This is a genomic window from Leptospira limi, assembly GCF_026151395.1.
GTDB lineage: Bacteria > Spirochaetota > Leptospiria > Leptospirales > Leptospiraceae > Leptospira_A > Leptospira_A limi.
On sequence record NZ_JAMQPV010000004.1, the window covers coordinates 66,536 to 79,809 of the forward strand.

The 13,274-nt window shown below is 38.5% G+C and carries 17 protein-coding genes; 3 read left to right on the forward strand and 14 right to left on the reverse strand.

The genetic code is table 11. From position 1 onward, the window contains the following. Window positions 1-15 precede the first annotated feature (15 nt). Together ND812_RS16925 and ND812_RS16930 are read right to left on the reverse strand one after the other, a co-directional pair. Window positions 16-834: a DUF1295 domain-containing protein gene (locus ND812_RS16925; RefSeq protein WP_265376529.1), complete on the reverse strand. Its 819-nt coding sequence runs from the start codon at window positions 832-834 to the stop codon at window positions 16-18. Window positions 835-868: 34 nt separating this feature from the next. Then, entirely contained in the window at window positions 869-1,678 is an 810-nt protein-coding gene (locus ND812_RS16930) for an SDR family NAD(P)-dependent oxidoreductase (RefSeq protein WP_265359443.1), read from the reverse strand. A 92-nt stretch (window positions 1,679-1,770) separates the two neighbouring features. On the opposite strand from ND812_RS16930, the gene ND812_RS16935 reads away from it, so the two are divergent. Next, window positions 1,771-2,793, forward strand: a complete 1,023-nt coding sequence (locus ND812_RS16935; RefSeq protein ID WP_265376530.1) for a zinc-dependent alcohol dehydrogenase family protein — start codon at window positions 1,771-1,773, stop codon at window positions 2,791-2,793. A gap of 107 nt (window positions 2,794-2,900) precedes the next feature. On the opposite strand, the gene ND812_RS16940 is transcribed toward ND812_RS16935, so the two are convergent. Genes ND812_RS16940 through ND812_RS16970 form a run of 7 tightly spaced genes read right to left on the reverse strand, consistent with a single transcriptional unit; the run spans window position 2,901 to window position 7,261 of the window. Then, window positions 2,901-3,656 (reverse strand): hypothetical protein, encoded by a 756-nt coding sequence (locus ND812_RS16940; RefSeq protein ID WP_265376531.1) that lies wholly within the window; start codon window positions 3,654-3,656, stop codon window positions 2,901-2,903. Then, window positions 3,656-3,859 (reverse strand): hypothetical protein, encoded by a 204-nt coding sequence (locus tag ND812_RS16945; protein ID WP_265376532.1) that lies wholly within the window; start codon window positions 3,857-3,859, stop codon window positions 3,656-3,658. Before ND812_RS16945 ends, ND812_RS16940 begins: the two co-directional genes overlap by 1 nt. Before the next feature lie 33 nt (window positions 3,860-3,892). Beyond that, window positions 3,893-4,765 (reverse strand): ankyrin repeat domain-containing protein, encoded by an 873-nt coding sequence (locus tag ND812_RS16950; RefSeq protein WP_265376533.1) that lies wholly within the window; start codon window positions 4,763-4,765, stop codon window positions 3,893-3,895. After that, window positions 4,743-5,549: a nitrogenase component 1 family protein gene (locus tag ND812_RS16955; protein WP_265376534.1), complete on the reverse strand. Its 807-nt coding sequence runs from the start codon at window positions 5,547-5,549 to the stop codon at window positions 4,743-4,745. The genes ND812_RS16950 and ND812_RS16955 overlap by 23 nt, the downstream gene beginning before the upstream one ends. Window positions 5,550-5,586: 37 nt before the next feature. Next, window positions 5,587-6,243, reverse strand: coding sequence for a hypothetical protein (locus ND812_RS16960; protein WP_265376535.1), 657 nt, complete (start codon window positions 6,241-6,243; stop codon window positions 5,587-5,589). Then, complete coding sequence (locus ND812_RS16965; RefSeq protein ID WP_265376536.1) at window positions 6,233-7,015, reverse strand: hypothetical protein; 783 nt, start codon at window positions 7,013-7,015, stop codon at window positions 6,233-6,235. Before ND812_RS16965 ends, ND812_RS16960 begins: the two co-directional genes overlap by 11 nt. Next, complete coding sequence (locus tag ND812_RS16970; protein WP_265376537.1) at window positions 7,016-7,261, reverse strand: hypothetical protein; 246 nt, start codon at window positions 7,259-7,261, stop codon at window positions 7,016-7,018. A gap of 570 nt (window positions 7,262-7,831) precedes the next feature. Between ND812_RS16970 and ND812_RS16975 the strand changes: the two genes are divergently transcribed. After that, window positions 7,832-9,568, forward strand: a complete 1,737-nt coding sequence (locus tag ND812_RS16975; RefSeq protein WP_265376538.1) for an alginate export family protein — start codon at window positions 7,832-7,834, stop codon at window positions 9,566-9,568. A 123-nt stretch (window positions 9,569-9,691) separates the two neighbouring features. On the opposite strand, the gene ND812_RS16980 is transcribed toward ND812_RS16975, so the two are convergent. From ND812_RS16980 to ND812_RS17000, 5 genes are all read right to left on the reverse strand, one after another. Then, window positions 9,692-10,303: a lipoprotein gene (locus ND812_RS16980; protein WP_265376539.1), complete on the reverse strand. Its 612-nt coding sequence runs from the start codon at window positions 10,301-10,303 to the stop codon at window positions 9,692-9,694. Window positions 10,304-10,493: 190 nt separating this feature from the next. Beyond that, on the reverse strand, window positions 10,494-10,784 hold the full coding sequence (locus tag ND812_RS16985; protein ID WP_265376540.1) for a hypothetical protein: 291 nt from the start codon (window positions 10,782-10,784) through the stop codon (window positions 10,494-10,496). Continuing rightward, complete coding sequence (locus tag ND812_RS16990; RefSeq protein ID WP_265376541.1) at window positions 10,781-11,374, reverse strand: LBF_2127 family putative lipoprotein; 594 nt, start codon at window positions 11,372-11,374, stop codon at window positions 10,781-10,783. Before ND812_RS16990 ends, ND812_RS16985 begins: the two co-directional genes overlap by 4 nt. Before the next feature lie 14 nt (window positions 11,375-11,388). After that, window positions 11,389-12,201, reverse strand: a complete 813-nt coding sequence (locus ND812_RS16995; protein WP_265376542.1) for a ZIP family metal transporter — start codon at window positions 12,199-12,201, stop codon at window positions 11,389-11,391. Then, complete coding sequence (locus tag ND812_RS17000) at window positions 12,202-12,786, reverse strand: DUF6935 domain-containing protein (protein WP_265376543.1); 585 nt, start codon at window positions 12,784-12,786, stop codon at window positions 12,202-12,204. It abuts the gene before it with no gap. 90 nt (window positions 12,787-12,876) lie between these two features. Here ND812_RS17000 and ND812_RS17005 point away from each other — a divergent pair, with 90 nt between their 5' ends. Next, a complete protein-coding gene (locus ND812_RS17005; RefSeq protein WP_265376544.1) occupies window positions 12,877-13,269 on the forward strand; it encodes an LA_2478/LA_2722/LA_4182 family protein in 393 nt (130 codons plus the stop codon). Window positions 13,270-13,274: the final 5 nt, after the last annotated feature.

Consider the following 13,274-nt stretch of genomic DNA (forward strand, 5'->3'; position numbering starts at 1 on the left):
TTTATCCTTTTTTATTTATTGTTTTGGAAACCAAGGGAAAAATGCGTTTGTGGTGCGCATGTACTCGCGAAATAAATCTCCTTTCGACTGAAGTGAATATTTTTCAGCAAATGGGACACCGGATACAAATCGTAACAACACAAACATAAATACAGGAGTGAAAAGAGAAACCATTGCTTCTGTTGTGGAAAGGATGGGAATCACTCCAATCCCAAGCCAAATCACCCATTCAAAAAAATAATTGGGGTGTCTTGTGTACTTCCAAAGGCCAAGATTACAGACCTTACCTTTGTTTGCCTGAACGGAAAGGAATTTGTGTAGGTCTCTGTCAGCAATGGTTTCGCCAATGACACCTAATAAAAACAAACTCCATCCGATCCAAACCATTAGCGTTCCATTGGGACCAAAGAGCCCCACATTCGGATACAAATTCCACTGAGAGGCAAAGTAAAAGGGAAACGATAGAAGGAGTGCTAAGGCCCCTTGTAATAAAAAAACATTGGTAAACATTTTACTATGGACTTTGTCGCCATAGTCTTTTCGAAACCCAGCATAACGTTTGTCTTCTGGGTGGTTTGTGCGGATCCGTGTGAAGTAGAGAAAACCTGATAACCGAATCGCCCAAACCCAAACAGGAATGAGGACAACTAATTTTGCAACCAAAGTCCCTTTTCCAAAATAAGAAAGGACAGTGGCGATACCTGCAATCACAAGACCCCAACCCACATCGATGACAGCATAATTGTCTCGGGTTTTTCCCCAAAACCACATGAGTGTCATAAAACAAAAAGTAAAAATAACAGCCGTTAGATACGGAATCAGAATATTGTCCAAGTGGGTTTTTCCTCTACCTTGGTTTAGACGGAGTTCAATGTGTTTTGAAGTCGTCGTAGAGTTTTTTATAGAGAATTTTTTCTAAAAACTTGGGAGAGAAAAATCTCATCCATTCTAAAAACTTACCGCTCAAATTGAACGTAACAAGCCTTGCTTCTTTGTCCTTTGCAACCTCCATGAGAACATGGGCCACTTCTTTTGCCGACTTTCGTTTGCCTTTGGCAGGAGCTTCGGTGAGAAGTTTCCCATCGGAAGCAAGACCAGAAGTGCGGAGTGCCGTGTCAGTATAAGGGACACAAACGAGTGAGACACCAATTCCCAAATTTAGGCTTTCGATTCGAAGGGACTCGAGTGCAGCATGTAGTGCCGACTTGGAGGCAGAGTAAGCAGCACGCCCAGGCACTCCATACAAAGCAGAGACAGTGGATGTGGTGACAATATTCCCTTTGGCTCTTGTCACCAAGGGAAGGAGACCTTTAATGAATTGTACGGGTCCAAAAAAATTGGTAGCGAAGGTCTTATGGTACACTTCCATCGAAAGGGAATCAAACCGACCATGGGCTGTGATGCCTGCGTTATTAAACAGGACATCCACACGTTCGATTCGTTTCGAGATCCAATCAATGGCATCCAACACAGAACTTGGATCGGATAAGTCACATGTGACCCTATGGAGGATTGTGTCTTTGTGTTTTGCCGTTGGTTCGGGGATGTCTCCTGCACGCCTTGCCAAAAGCACCAATTGGCATGGGAAAACGGCGAGTTCTTCGAGTAATGCCTTTCCAATTCCACTGGATGCACCAGTGATCACTACGACAGTATCGTTCCAAAATTCTTTTTTCATACTACCCTTTCAGTTCAATTCCCACTCGACAAAGGAAATCCTGCGGTGAGTATCTGACGAGTGAATTTTCAATTTGGGTGGGTAGAGTTTTAATGGGAAACAAAGTATGGGAGATCCAAGGCAATTTTGGAATCCAAAATTTAAAAGAAACAGATCGTGAAATACCGGAAACACTTGCACCTAAAGAAGTACTCGTTCGCCTAACAGCGACTTCACTGAATTATCGTGATTATTTAATGGTGATTGGGACTTACAACCCAAGGCAAAAACTCCCACTCATCCCTTGTTCGGATGGGGCTGGTGTTGTGGAAGCTGTTGGATCTGAGGTCACACTCTGGAAAAAAGGAGACCGAGTCCTTCCCATCTTTGCCCAAAAGTGGTTAGATGGAGCTCCTAATATGGACAATTTGCGTTCGACCTTAGGTGGACCAAATGACGGGTGTTTGTCGCATTATGGAAAATTTTCCGAAGAAGGACTGGTAGCAACCCCTAGCCACTTAACAGATAAAGAAGCAGCCACACTTGGATGTGCAGGCCTTACTGCTTATAATGCAGTAGTGAATTTTGGTGGGATTGAACCAGGGAGTGACGTCCTTTGCCTTGGCACGGGTGGTGTTTCCTTATTTGCCCTACAATTTGCCAAGATGATGGGAGCTCGTGTCATCATCACTTCCTCTAGTGATGAAAAATTGGCTCGTGCCAAAACCTTAGGTGCTGATGAAACCATCAATTACAGTACAAAATCCAATTGGGAACGGGATGTCAGAAAACATACCAAAATGGCAGGGGCTGATCTGATCATTGAAGTGGGTGGTGCTGGCACCATGCAAAAATCGATGATGAGTGTGAAACCTTACGGGACCATTGCCCTCATTGGTGTCCTTGCTGGTGGTGAGTCGAGTTTATCACTCTATCCTATCCTCATGCAAGGTGTGAAAGTACAAGGTGTAATTGTGGGAAGCCGCAGTGACTTTGTTCACATGAACCGAGCCATCGAACAAAATCAAATGAAACCTGTTGTGGACAAAGTGTTCGGTTGGAAGGAAGTGCCGGAAGCGTTAGAGTATCTGCAAACAGGAAAACATTTTGGAAAGGTGGTTGTGAGTTGGGAGTGAGAGGTTTGGGGAGTTTACAGTAGGGTAAGGATGTACAATATCCGTGGATGGCACCAAACTATTTATAGATTGGTGTGTTTTCAGACAATTGTCGGAAAACTTCCTACCTACTTCCCCGCCTTCACCTGCGACGCCAATCCATCGGTTAACAAATCCAATTCTTCTATCGTAAAACCGCGCAACTGCACATCTTTTAATCCAATCTCTGGATCTTTCACAGCAACTTTTAGGGCTTTTTTGAGATTGGAGAGATACCGTTCTGGAGTCGTCTCATCTGTATCAATATATCCAAGAAAACTAGCACCTAAATCATCTTCCACGTTTACTAAGGCTCGGTCCTTGATTGTCACAATTGCCCAGGACATCGGAAGCATTCCGTTTTCAGGATTGGATGTCTCGAAATAAAATTTACATTTGATTAATGTATCAGTGTAACTCGAACATTTAACTTCTTTAATGGTACCTTTTGAATTACTGCCAGCAGAATCAAAAGAAGAATGAGTTTGAATATCATATTCATACTTATTATTTTCAAGAAAAAACTGAAACCAATTTGTAGAATCATTAAACCGATTCAAGGCAATTAAAGAACTGTCAATTCCATTGATACGAACCAAAGGATTTCGATTATTAAGAAAAAAGTTAAAATCTTCTAAAAGAACTTCCAAATCATAACTTTCTAATTTCTCAAAGTTCTTTTTTGAAACTCGTAATATCGTACCTTCAGATATTGAGACGTCTGCTTTAATTTTTTCCAAATTTAATTTCGTACTTTGAAGATTCGATACATCTGAGAAACTTTCTTCTTTTTTACAACTGATCACATATAAGAAAAAGATTATTATTAAAAGAATTTTATTCATTAGATCAATCCTAATTTTTTAAGTAACGGTATATCATCTATGGTGGGAATGCGAGTCTCAAAAATCTCTTCACCGTCGGCGTCGACACCCTTATAAAAACTAAACTCTACGTGTGTATGATCCCTTGGATTTCCGATGGATCGACCACTGTTACTAGAGATTGAGATAGCTTGTCCTGGTGTCACCATATCATTTGTTTTCACGAGAATTTTTCAAACTGTATATCGCAAATTTTATCAATTTTTACTTGGTTTCACATGTTGGTAGACAATTCCCTTTTCTTTGAGAAATTTCACAATCTTATTGAAATCTCTTTCATTAAAACGAGGATTATGTTTCAATTCCTCATTGATTTGCAGTCTTTCTTGAATCAATTTTGTTCTGAATTCAACTGGGTATAACTCCGTATTTAAGTCGAATCCATTTTTTAAAAGCAGTAATGTTATATCAAGATGATGGTGTGTCATTGATTCTTCCACAGCACGACCATGACCAAAATTCACATCAGCACCTTTTGCAATTAACATTTCTACACTTTTGAAATGCCCTTTCTTCGCAGCAACACTCAATGCTGTCGCAGGCGGATGATTCTCGTCGAGTAAACTTTCATCATAAATTTCTTTGGCATTGGGATCCCCTCCATGTTCCAATAGTAATTTTAGTATAGAGGAACTTTTTTCTGCTACAAAAAGCATTGGAGACTTTGGATTCAGTTTCGATTTAAAATTGGGGTTCGCACCATGTTCTAGTAAAGGAAGTATCGCCCCTTCTCGGCCCAAAAAAATAGCCATACTTAAAATTGGAATGCCAACATCGTTTGGAACATTCAAATCATATTTTTTTTCGGGAAGGTAGGTTTCTAACTGAGTGTCATCATAGAGATAAATTGCCCTTGCCAATTCCCATAAGGGTGTGTTTTGGAATTGTCGTGGATCAAAATGATTAAGTCGAGATTTATCGATCTCTTTGTCCAATACATTCGATTCTGTTAATTTTAAATAATAAGACTTGGTTTTTGTCCAAATACAACCTTCTAGTAAAAAGGAAAGTAGAACAAGGAACACCAGCGAGGTGGTTCGAAACAATTTAATACTTTGAGATAAACTCATTTTTTTTCCTCTCAGACCAGTTGTTGGTTTTAGACATCTCGCCGATCCTATTTAAGATTGTTTGAGGGATCGGAGTTTTCCAATAATCGATGCCTTGGGAAGCCAAAAATCGAATGATCTTTCCTTTTTGTTGGTACCATTTTGTATCAAGTCCACCAAACTCATATCTACGCTTATCAACCAAAAAGAGTGGAACCTTTTCCTCGTTAGGTTTACCGTATTCAGAACCACCAGTGTATGACATAACCCCTTTGTAATCAACACCATGTTCCAGAAGATACAAAATTTGATCCAGCCGATCATAGATCATATATTTTGCAAGCAAGAGACTACCACCATATTTGTTTTGATGATGGATATTTCCCCCTGCCTCCACAAGCAACTGTAAGGTTTCAAGGATCTTTGCATACAGTAAGGGAGAGTATCCTCCCATGATTGTATACGAATAGCCGTTATAGTCTGTATGTGAATACTTTATCTGAGAATGAAGGTTGGGATCTCCACCATGTTGCAATATGATATCAATGATTTCTTTGTGTTTTTTAGCGAGTTCTTCCACCTCCCCAAGATCGCAAACAGCTAGTGCGTATGCAAGATCCCAAACAGGTGTTTTTTGGAAAACTCGATAATCACTCTTAGAGCCTACAGATAACGATTTTGGGTCAACAGGTTCTTGTAAGTGCCTGGAAACAACAACACGTTTGAAACTACTTGTGATTTTGTAACAATTGAGTTGTAACAGTATTGTGCACAATACAACAATATGGAACAATTTGAGTCTCAAAGAAGATACCTACCATTTCCCATGTCACATCTGTCATTCAATTGCTAAACTCATCCGTAGGTTCAGGGCCTTCTGATTTTTCTAAAACAGCCTGATCAAAATTTTCATCGATTTCTTTTTGGTTGAGACACTCGGATTCGAGTTTCATTTTATCGTAAGCCTTAAAATATCCAATTTCAGTCGTTTCATAAGGATCCATATTTTTGTTTATGAGAGTTCTTTTGGCATTTATATACTCTTGAAACAACCAATATGTAAGAGATTTTCCCGTACTGGCAGAGATTTTTTTTGCTATATATATTTTTTTTCCATCCTTATCCAACGTAAGGATTCCTATTTCATCTGTCGTTACGTTAAATTCATACAAGGAATTCGAATAAGGACGCCTTGTCCGAAAATGATCTTTTGATAGAAAAAATCTCATCCCAGAAATCGAAACTACGTCCAATTCCTGTTTGGTATAATCAATGTTAAAATGTTTTCTCAGAAAAATGAAAAGAGAGATATAACCTTTTTTGTCGTTTGAATACGGCTCTAAACAAAGTCCCTGTTCCCGAGATTGGTTTTCTAGATTTGGTGTTCCCTCTGCCTTTTGATCAAAGGTTTTCGTTTCGACCTTACCACATACGAAAAGGAAACTCCCCATCATTAAAATACCTAAACAAATTCGCTTTCTCATAACCTTAGTTAACATACGGATTTCGTTTCCCTTTTAACTCTGGAAGCTCATCAATTTCACTGAGTACTTTTTCGTAACTCCCCCAACCTTTGTACCCCATATAGTAGTCTGAAGTGCATAACGGTAGATTCGGTTCACCAGGATACACTTCCAAAACTTTCAATTGTATGGCAAAGATATTGCCATACCACGTCGTAGACTTCACTGGTTGAAACGACTGCATGGCATTGATGATTTTTTCATCTTCTTTTACTTCAATGTCGTAGCTGATGATTTTCTTAAATTTGCCCACAACTTTGATATTCATCATATTATTGACTGCTGTGTAAGGAGCATCATAATACGTGAGCCTCATTTTTTTGATTCTCGCATAACGTGCATCAATCGTTCCATCAAATTCGCAATAGTTTTTAAAATAAAAGAGATAATCGTCATTTAAATCTTTGGACTGTCGATTGTGTTCCAAATCATAGTTCCCGTTATACGAGGCAGAAACATAGATGGCTGGTTCTTTTCCCTGCCATTTGCTCACAAACCAACGACGACGATCGCCAGATCTTTCGATAATCTCCTTTCGTTCCTTTAAACCAAGTAACTGTTTAAAATCTCCATCTTTAGTATAATAGTTTACAGATCGAACGATTTCATCACTCTCACTTGTTATCATCGGTCCGCTAAAAAATGCTTCATTGTACTTCTCGATAATGTTAGTAATTTGAAGAAGATCTTTTTTTTCATCAGCACGTATCGAAAAAGAGATAAGAAGAAGAATAAATACTTTCTTCATTTATTTTTTCTCCAAAATAGTAGACCACCGATTCCCGAGTTCGTACGCACCATACGGATAGCGAGTGAGCTCTTCTTCTTTGTTGGAATCATTCACAATCCATTCTCCTCTCGCATCACCAAATCCGACGATATACACCCGATGACCTTGATGTGGTTCAATTTTCTCATTCTTTTCATTATATTTTGGCTCTGCAGGTGGTGCATCCAAGTACAGTCCTGAATTGACGAATTTACCGTTTCGCAATTTTTATTTGATTCCCTTGTGTTTGTCAATAGTATCCGTAAAAGATTTTGTTAGGATTGGGAACTTTGAGACCAAAAAAGCGATGGTTTTGTTTTAAACATTGATTGCATTCGAAGGCATTTTTCCAGTTTCCCCTTCCTAGAAGGGAGTCCGAGTTCCCTCGTGGATGAGTATTCATACAACATTTGTATTAGTACAAAACTGAACTCACTTCCTGGATCATCTGATCAAAAATTGTTACGACTGACAGGTTTTCCTCTGTTTTAGATTTTACTTACTTCGTGTCCTTCATTTGTAATGCCAAACCATCCGATGACAAACACATTTCCAAACGTTCAATTCGTACAAGATTTACACATTATTTATTAAATTAGAACATATTGATGAACGAAAGTACCGATTGTTTTAGTTCTTTTTTATGAACTAAAACAAAGACTCCATATAAAAGTACATATTGTCCAGTTTTTATGAGAATATCAGAATTTTTAAACTTTTTCCCTCCAATCTGTACGATTCTTGCATTCGCTATTCGCATAGGAGAAGACCCAAGTGGTCTTTTGATAATCAATCATGCGAAGATACTTCATTTTATATGTAATCCTTTTGGCGACTGGCTACCCAGTCTCTGCTCAAACTACTACTACCGAGCCGAATGTTACAAGTCCAAACATTCCAAGTCCCTCTCGGGAACCCATCCAAGAACCAAAACCGAGTCCTCCTCCGACATGGTCAGATGGTTTTAGCGCTGGTGCTTTTGTTCGTTTTCGACCAGAGATGAAGTATAATTTTGATTTCAATCGGAATACAAATGACAATGTCGATTTTACAGGACAGAAGATACAGTTCTTCGTCCAAAAAGAATTCACGAAAGATATCATTGCCAAAGTCACGTTCCAAGATAGCCGGTTATGGGGGGCTGAAAAAGGATCATTAACGGGAATCGCTACTGCCAATGATGGGACAAGGCAAAGTACAGATGTAAGAGAAGCGTATATAGAGAGTAAAAATAATTTTAGCCTCCCCTTACACGTACAAGCTGGTCGTCAAATTTTGCGTTATGGTGATGAACGATTGGTGGGTTCCCTTGATTGGACAAATGTTGGAAGGAGTTTTGATGGACTTCGTTTCAAATGGGAAGACAAATTCTTTTCCTCACATCTTTTTGTCACTTCGGTAAGCGAACGACATTCGGATATTGCAGGTAATACAACCAATTTTGGAGTAAAATCTCAGTACAATACTTACCTTGATTGTCCCTATAACGGCACAAAAGTTTGCACACCTAAAATCGATGCACAAAGACAAGAGTTAGGTGATTCATACTTCACAGGTTTTTATAATACACTCAAACCTTCTGATTATTTGCATATTGATTTGTATTATTTGGGATTACAAAAAGAATACCTTCGCACAAACAATTCCCTTGTCCTAACCACGGGAGAAGTTGGGAATCCAAACACACGTGCGGGACGATGGGACGTACTCCATACTTATGGAATCCGAGTTACAAACAAAACGCAAGCCGGCAAAAAAGCACTTCAAGCAATAGATTATTCCTTTGAATATGCTACCCAAACAGGAACTACGGGTAGGAATATGACTCCCAAATGGGACTTTTTCCAAACCAATGTGAGTTTGCTTGACCCTCTCACCAATACAACATACCAACAAAATTTATACCGCGAAAAAGAACGTTATAAAACCTTCGCCTTTGGTGCTGACATTGGTTATACAATTTCTAAAGTAAGGATGGGAGTCGCTTATGATGTAGGAAGTGGTGATCCAAATCGCACAGATGGATCAATTGCATCCTTCCAAAACCTTTTTCACACAAACCACTTTTTTTATGGAATGGCTGACCAAGTCAGTTGGGTGAATATGAAATCAAAATCGATTAATCTAAGTTATGCCACTGAATCTTATGGAACATTCCGAATCGATTATTTTGCCATCGAAAAACACAAATTACAAGATAGTTGGTATGACTTAGTTGGAAATGCAAAATCGGGTGCGAGTACTGAATCCATTTCGAATAACCAATACGATGTAAGCCAAGTATTGACAGAAAATGGTACAGGGAACAATCGACCAGTGTCCTTACTCGGAAGGTCACTCTTTCGTGAAGTGGATGTAAAATACAATCTTCCTTATAAAAACATTCTGATCGAAGGTGGTTATAGTATGATTTTTGCGGGAGATGCAATCCAAAACAAAGTGAATGACCGAACTGTGAATGCTAACGTGTATACAAATCAATTTTCGAAAACAGCACAGTTTGCATATCTGATGGTTACATCACAGTTCTAATAGGAAATTTAGGTTTCGGGTAACAAGATAAAAAAGATCCAATCACCTTCTTACATGGATCTCTATGTAAAAAGGTCGAATGACTGAGTTGGCAACATTTTTTTGGCTCAATCTGGAGGTTCACTATTTTTTAAATTTCAAATTCTCAAAAAACTCACTTGATGCCTCAAGTGTTAACCGTAACTCATTTCCTAGGAAATAGATATAAGCATCAGCAGTTTCATTTTTATGTATAACGATGAGATTACAATATTTATATGAAAAATTGAGTTTGGGATCAAATTCAAAAAGACTATTGCTCCCCCAATTTGCATTAAAAACATTTAATAGAATTTTCTCAGGTAGCGGATTCGACTTAATTTTAGGATTATCTCCTGCTAAATTCATAAGAATCAGTATAAAATCTTGGGCATATGAATTATCATTTGGTTTAATGATAAATGCATTAGGATTATTTTTTAAGAATTCTTCATATTGATCGATTTTATCTTTAAATGAATTGATATGATATCTTATTTCGGTGCCATTTGTTTTATTTCTTAAAGCATAATTATATTGAAAGGGACCATCATTTAAATTCTTACTCAGTTCATAATTGTCTGGTTTTAAGTTTTTTATGACTAACTGATTTGAGTTTAAAATTCTCAAAAAATCATTTGTAATTTGATTGTCCTCAGTATTTTGAACACTCGTACAAGCTACAATCAGATATACTAATAAGATTGTTTTTTTCATTTTTCTGGCCTTACCTTTTTTTAATTACTCATACAAAACATTCTTTGAACCATACTTCCTTTGGAGACTCTTCTTTATGGGAAATCTCTCTTCGATCCATTCCTTTTCCTCTAAACGTAAATTCACCAGATTTATCTCTTACATAGATATAAGTATTTGATAAAATAATTCTGATTCTGTAAGCTCACGATCAATTGCAATAATTGGACTCATATTCATTTTGAATCAAATCCGCTGCCTTTTTATTCTTATATTGAGTGTACGGCAAAACCAACATTGGTGTGAATCCAATTGGACCTGTCCAAAAACCAACACCAAAGGATAAAGCAGAAATGGCTGCAGTAAAATTTCTATTTTCTACTTGAATTTCCCTCATTTGACGTTTCGCATGAAAATATTGAGCCACACACTCTTCTGTGTCATTTTTCGGAGACTCTGGAACAGAAATACAAGCTGCAACTAACAAAAACAATATTATCATAAATGACTTAAAATTTCTTTTGCACATCTGTCCATCACCTTAAGATTAGCAACTTCAATCATGGATTCAATTTCACTCGTACGATAAAATCCATAAATCTCTACAGTTTTTTTGGCATTTTCAATGAGCTCAGTGTTAGCTTTTTCAATACCATTGACGGACATCTTACATAAAAGTTTTACCTCATATGTAACATTGCGTACTTGTAAAGGCCAGTATCCTGTCATTGGCCAAATGGCTGGCCAGGTTTTCCACATATTAAAGTTTGATTCCAAATTTGGATAAACTTCTATATCAAACAGATACTTATCCACCTCTTCATTCACAATTCGATCGTTAGAGACATCTAACACTTGGTTGCTAACTCGATTATTCTTTAGAATCGATTTAAAAGTATACTTCCAAGCTTTTGTATAGTTAACACTATCAGAAGTATAAACTTCAAACTTACCAATGTAAACTGCTTGGTTTATAATAGGATAAATGGTATTTTCTGATTCTCTAGGTTGCGGAACTTGTTTGATGTCAATTGCACAGGAAACAAACAAAAAGAAAATAGATATACTCGTAATATTTTTACCATTTAACATTTGTATCATTACCTTCAACCAAGTCCCACATCTAAAGCCATCATCAGCACAAATCCAAACATCGCACCGAGTGTAGACATTTCGGTTTCTTTCCCTGTATGTGATTCTGGAATCAATTCCTCAACCACAACAAAGATCATCGCACCTGCCGCGAAGGAGAGTGCAAACGGAAGGATACTGGCTACATAAAACACAAGGGCCGCACCGAGAAGTCCTCCTATGGGTTCGACAAATCCAGAAAGTTGGCCATACCAAAAACTTTTTTTGGCACTATACCCTTCGCGTAACAATGGAATGGAAACCGCAGCACCTTCCGGGATATTTTGGATCCCAATCCCAAAGGCAACCACCACTGCCGCCATAAGAGCCTCGTAAGTAAACCCATCACCTAAGGCACCAAAGGCGACACCTACCGCAAGTCCCTCTGGGATATTATGCAAAGTAATGGCAAGGATGAGTAACAAACTCCTTTGGAAAGAGGACTTCCCGCCTTCGAGTCGGTTTTCTTCTAAACCAACGTGTAAATGTGGGAGGAGTTTGTGGAGAGCAAACAAGGAAAGTCCACCTGATAAAAACCCAAGGCTTACATGGAACCAAGCAGGTTGGCCGACATTTTCTGAAAGTTCAATCGAAGGAAGCAAAAGTGACCAAAAACTGGCAGCAATCATAATGCCAGAGGCAAAGCCAAGCATCGCATTAAACACAGGCCTTGGCACCGTACGAAAGAAAAACACAAACCCTGCTCCAAACGCAGTACAAAACCAAGTAAACCCAGTGGCAAGAAGTGCCAATACCACTGGATGGAATGAAAGTAGATCAATGAACATCTATTTGGCGGGCATCATCCCAACATACAAAGAACTCATTTCTTTGGCACGCCAAAGTCCGTCGGAGTCTTTTTCCACAGTGACAGGACGGTAACTGGAAGCACCTTTTGTAGCAACAAAGAGTTTGATCCGACCAGAAGACTCTTCTCCTGAATAGGGATTGGTGTAGGTTTCGACTGTGAGAGGAAGATTCGGCGTATACCCGTTAGATGGTTCTGCCCCTTTCCAATACCCATTTGGTAACATTTTGTATTTGTCGAGTTGTCCAAGCAAATAGGAATCACTTCCTCCTAAATCCACTCCATCAATCGCTGTTGGTTTGTTCGATTTTTGTCTGTTTTTGGAAAGGACAGAAAGTACCACAGCCTTTCTTCCTAATTCTGGATTTTTTCCGTAGAGAGAGATGGCAAGGACTAAAACGGCAACTCCACCTTCTGGAGTTGTGGCGGTGGCCGCTTGGATGGATTTGAATTCTTCAATTGTGTTTGGTTCAGAGGAAAAACTGACAGGTGTTCGTTCTGTCAAATTTTGAGCCACAAGGGATATGGTAAACGAGACCAGAAGTAATGTTACAATTCGTTTCATGGGCGAAAATCTTAGTTTGATTTCCTTTGGATGCAATCCTTTTTCTAATTTTTTTCTTTACCATTGGGCGAAAAGGGTTAAGTTATTTTTATGAAAAAAATTTCTCTTTTCCTATTTTTCTGTTTCCCCCTCATAATCACCTCACAAACATTAAAGGACGCTAAAGAATTCCAAGCTCTCTCCAAAAAAATGTGTGCGAAAACTTCGGAATGTATGAAAGAAAAACTAAAAGACCTTCCACCAGAACAAAGGAAGATGGTTGAATCTCAATTTGTGAATGGGAATGTCTGCGAATCTCGTTACAAACAATACATTGTAGAAGGCCAAAAGCCAAGTAACGAAAAACCGACCAAAAAACTCACCAAACAAGACATAGAAGACATGAAACAATGTACAAAGGAAATGGCCGCATTTTCCTGTGCTGAATTGGAAGAAGGGAAAATCCCACCAGCTTGTGAAAAGTTCCAATCCGAAGAGGAATAAATCTT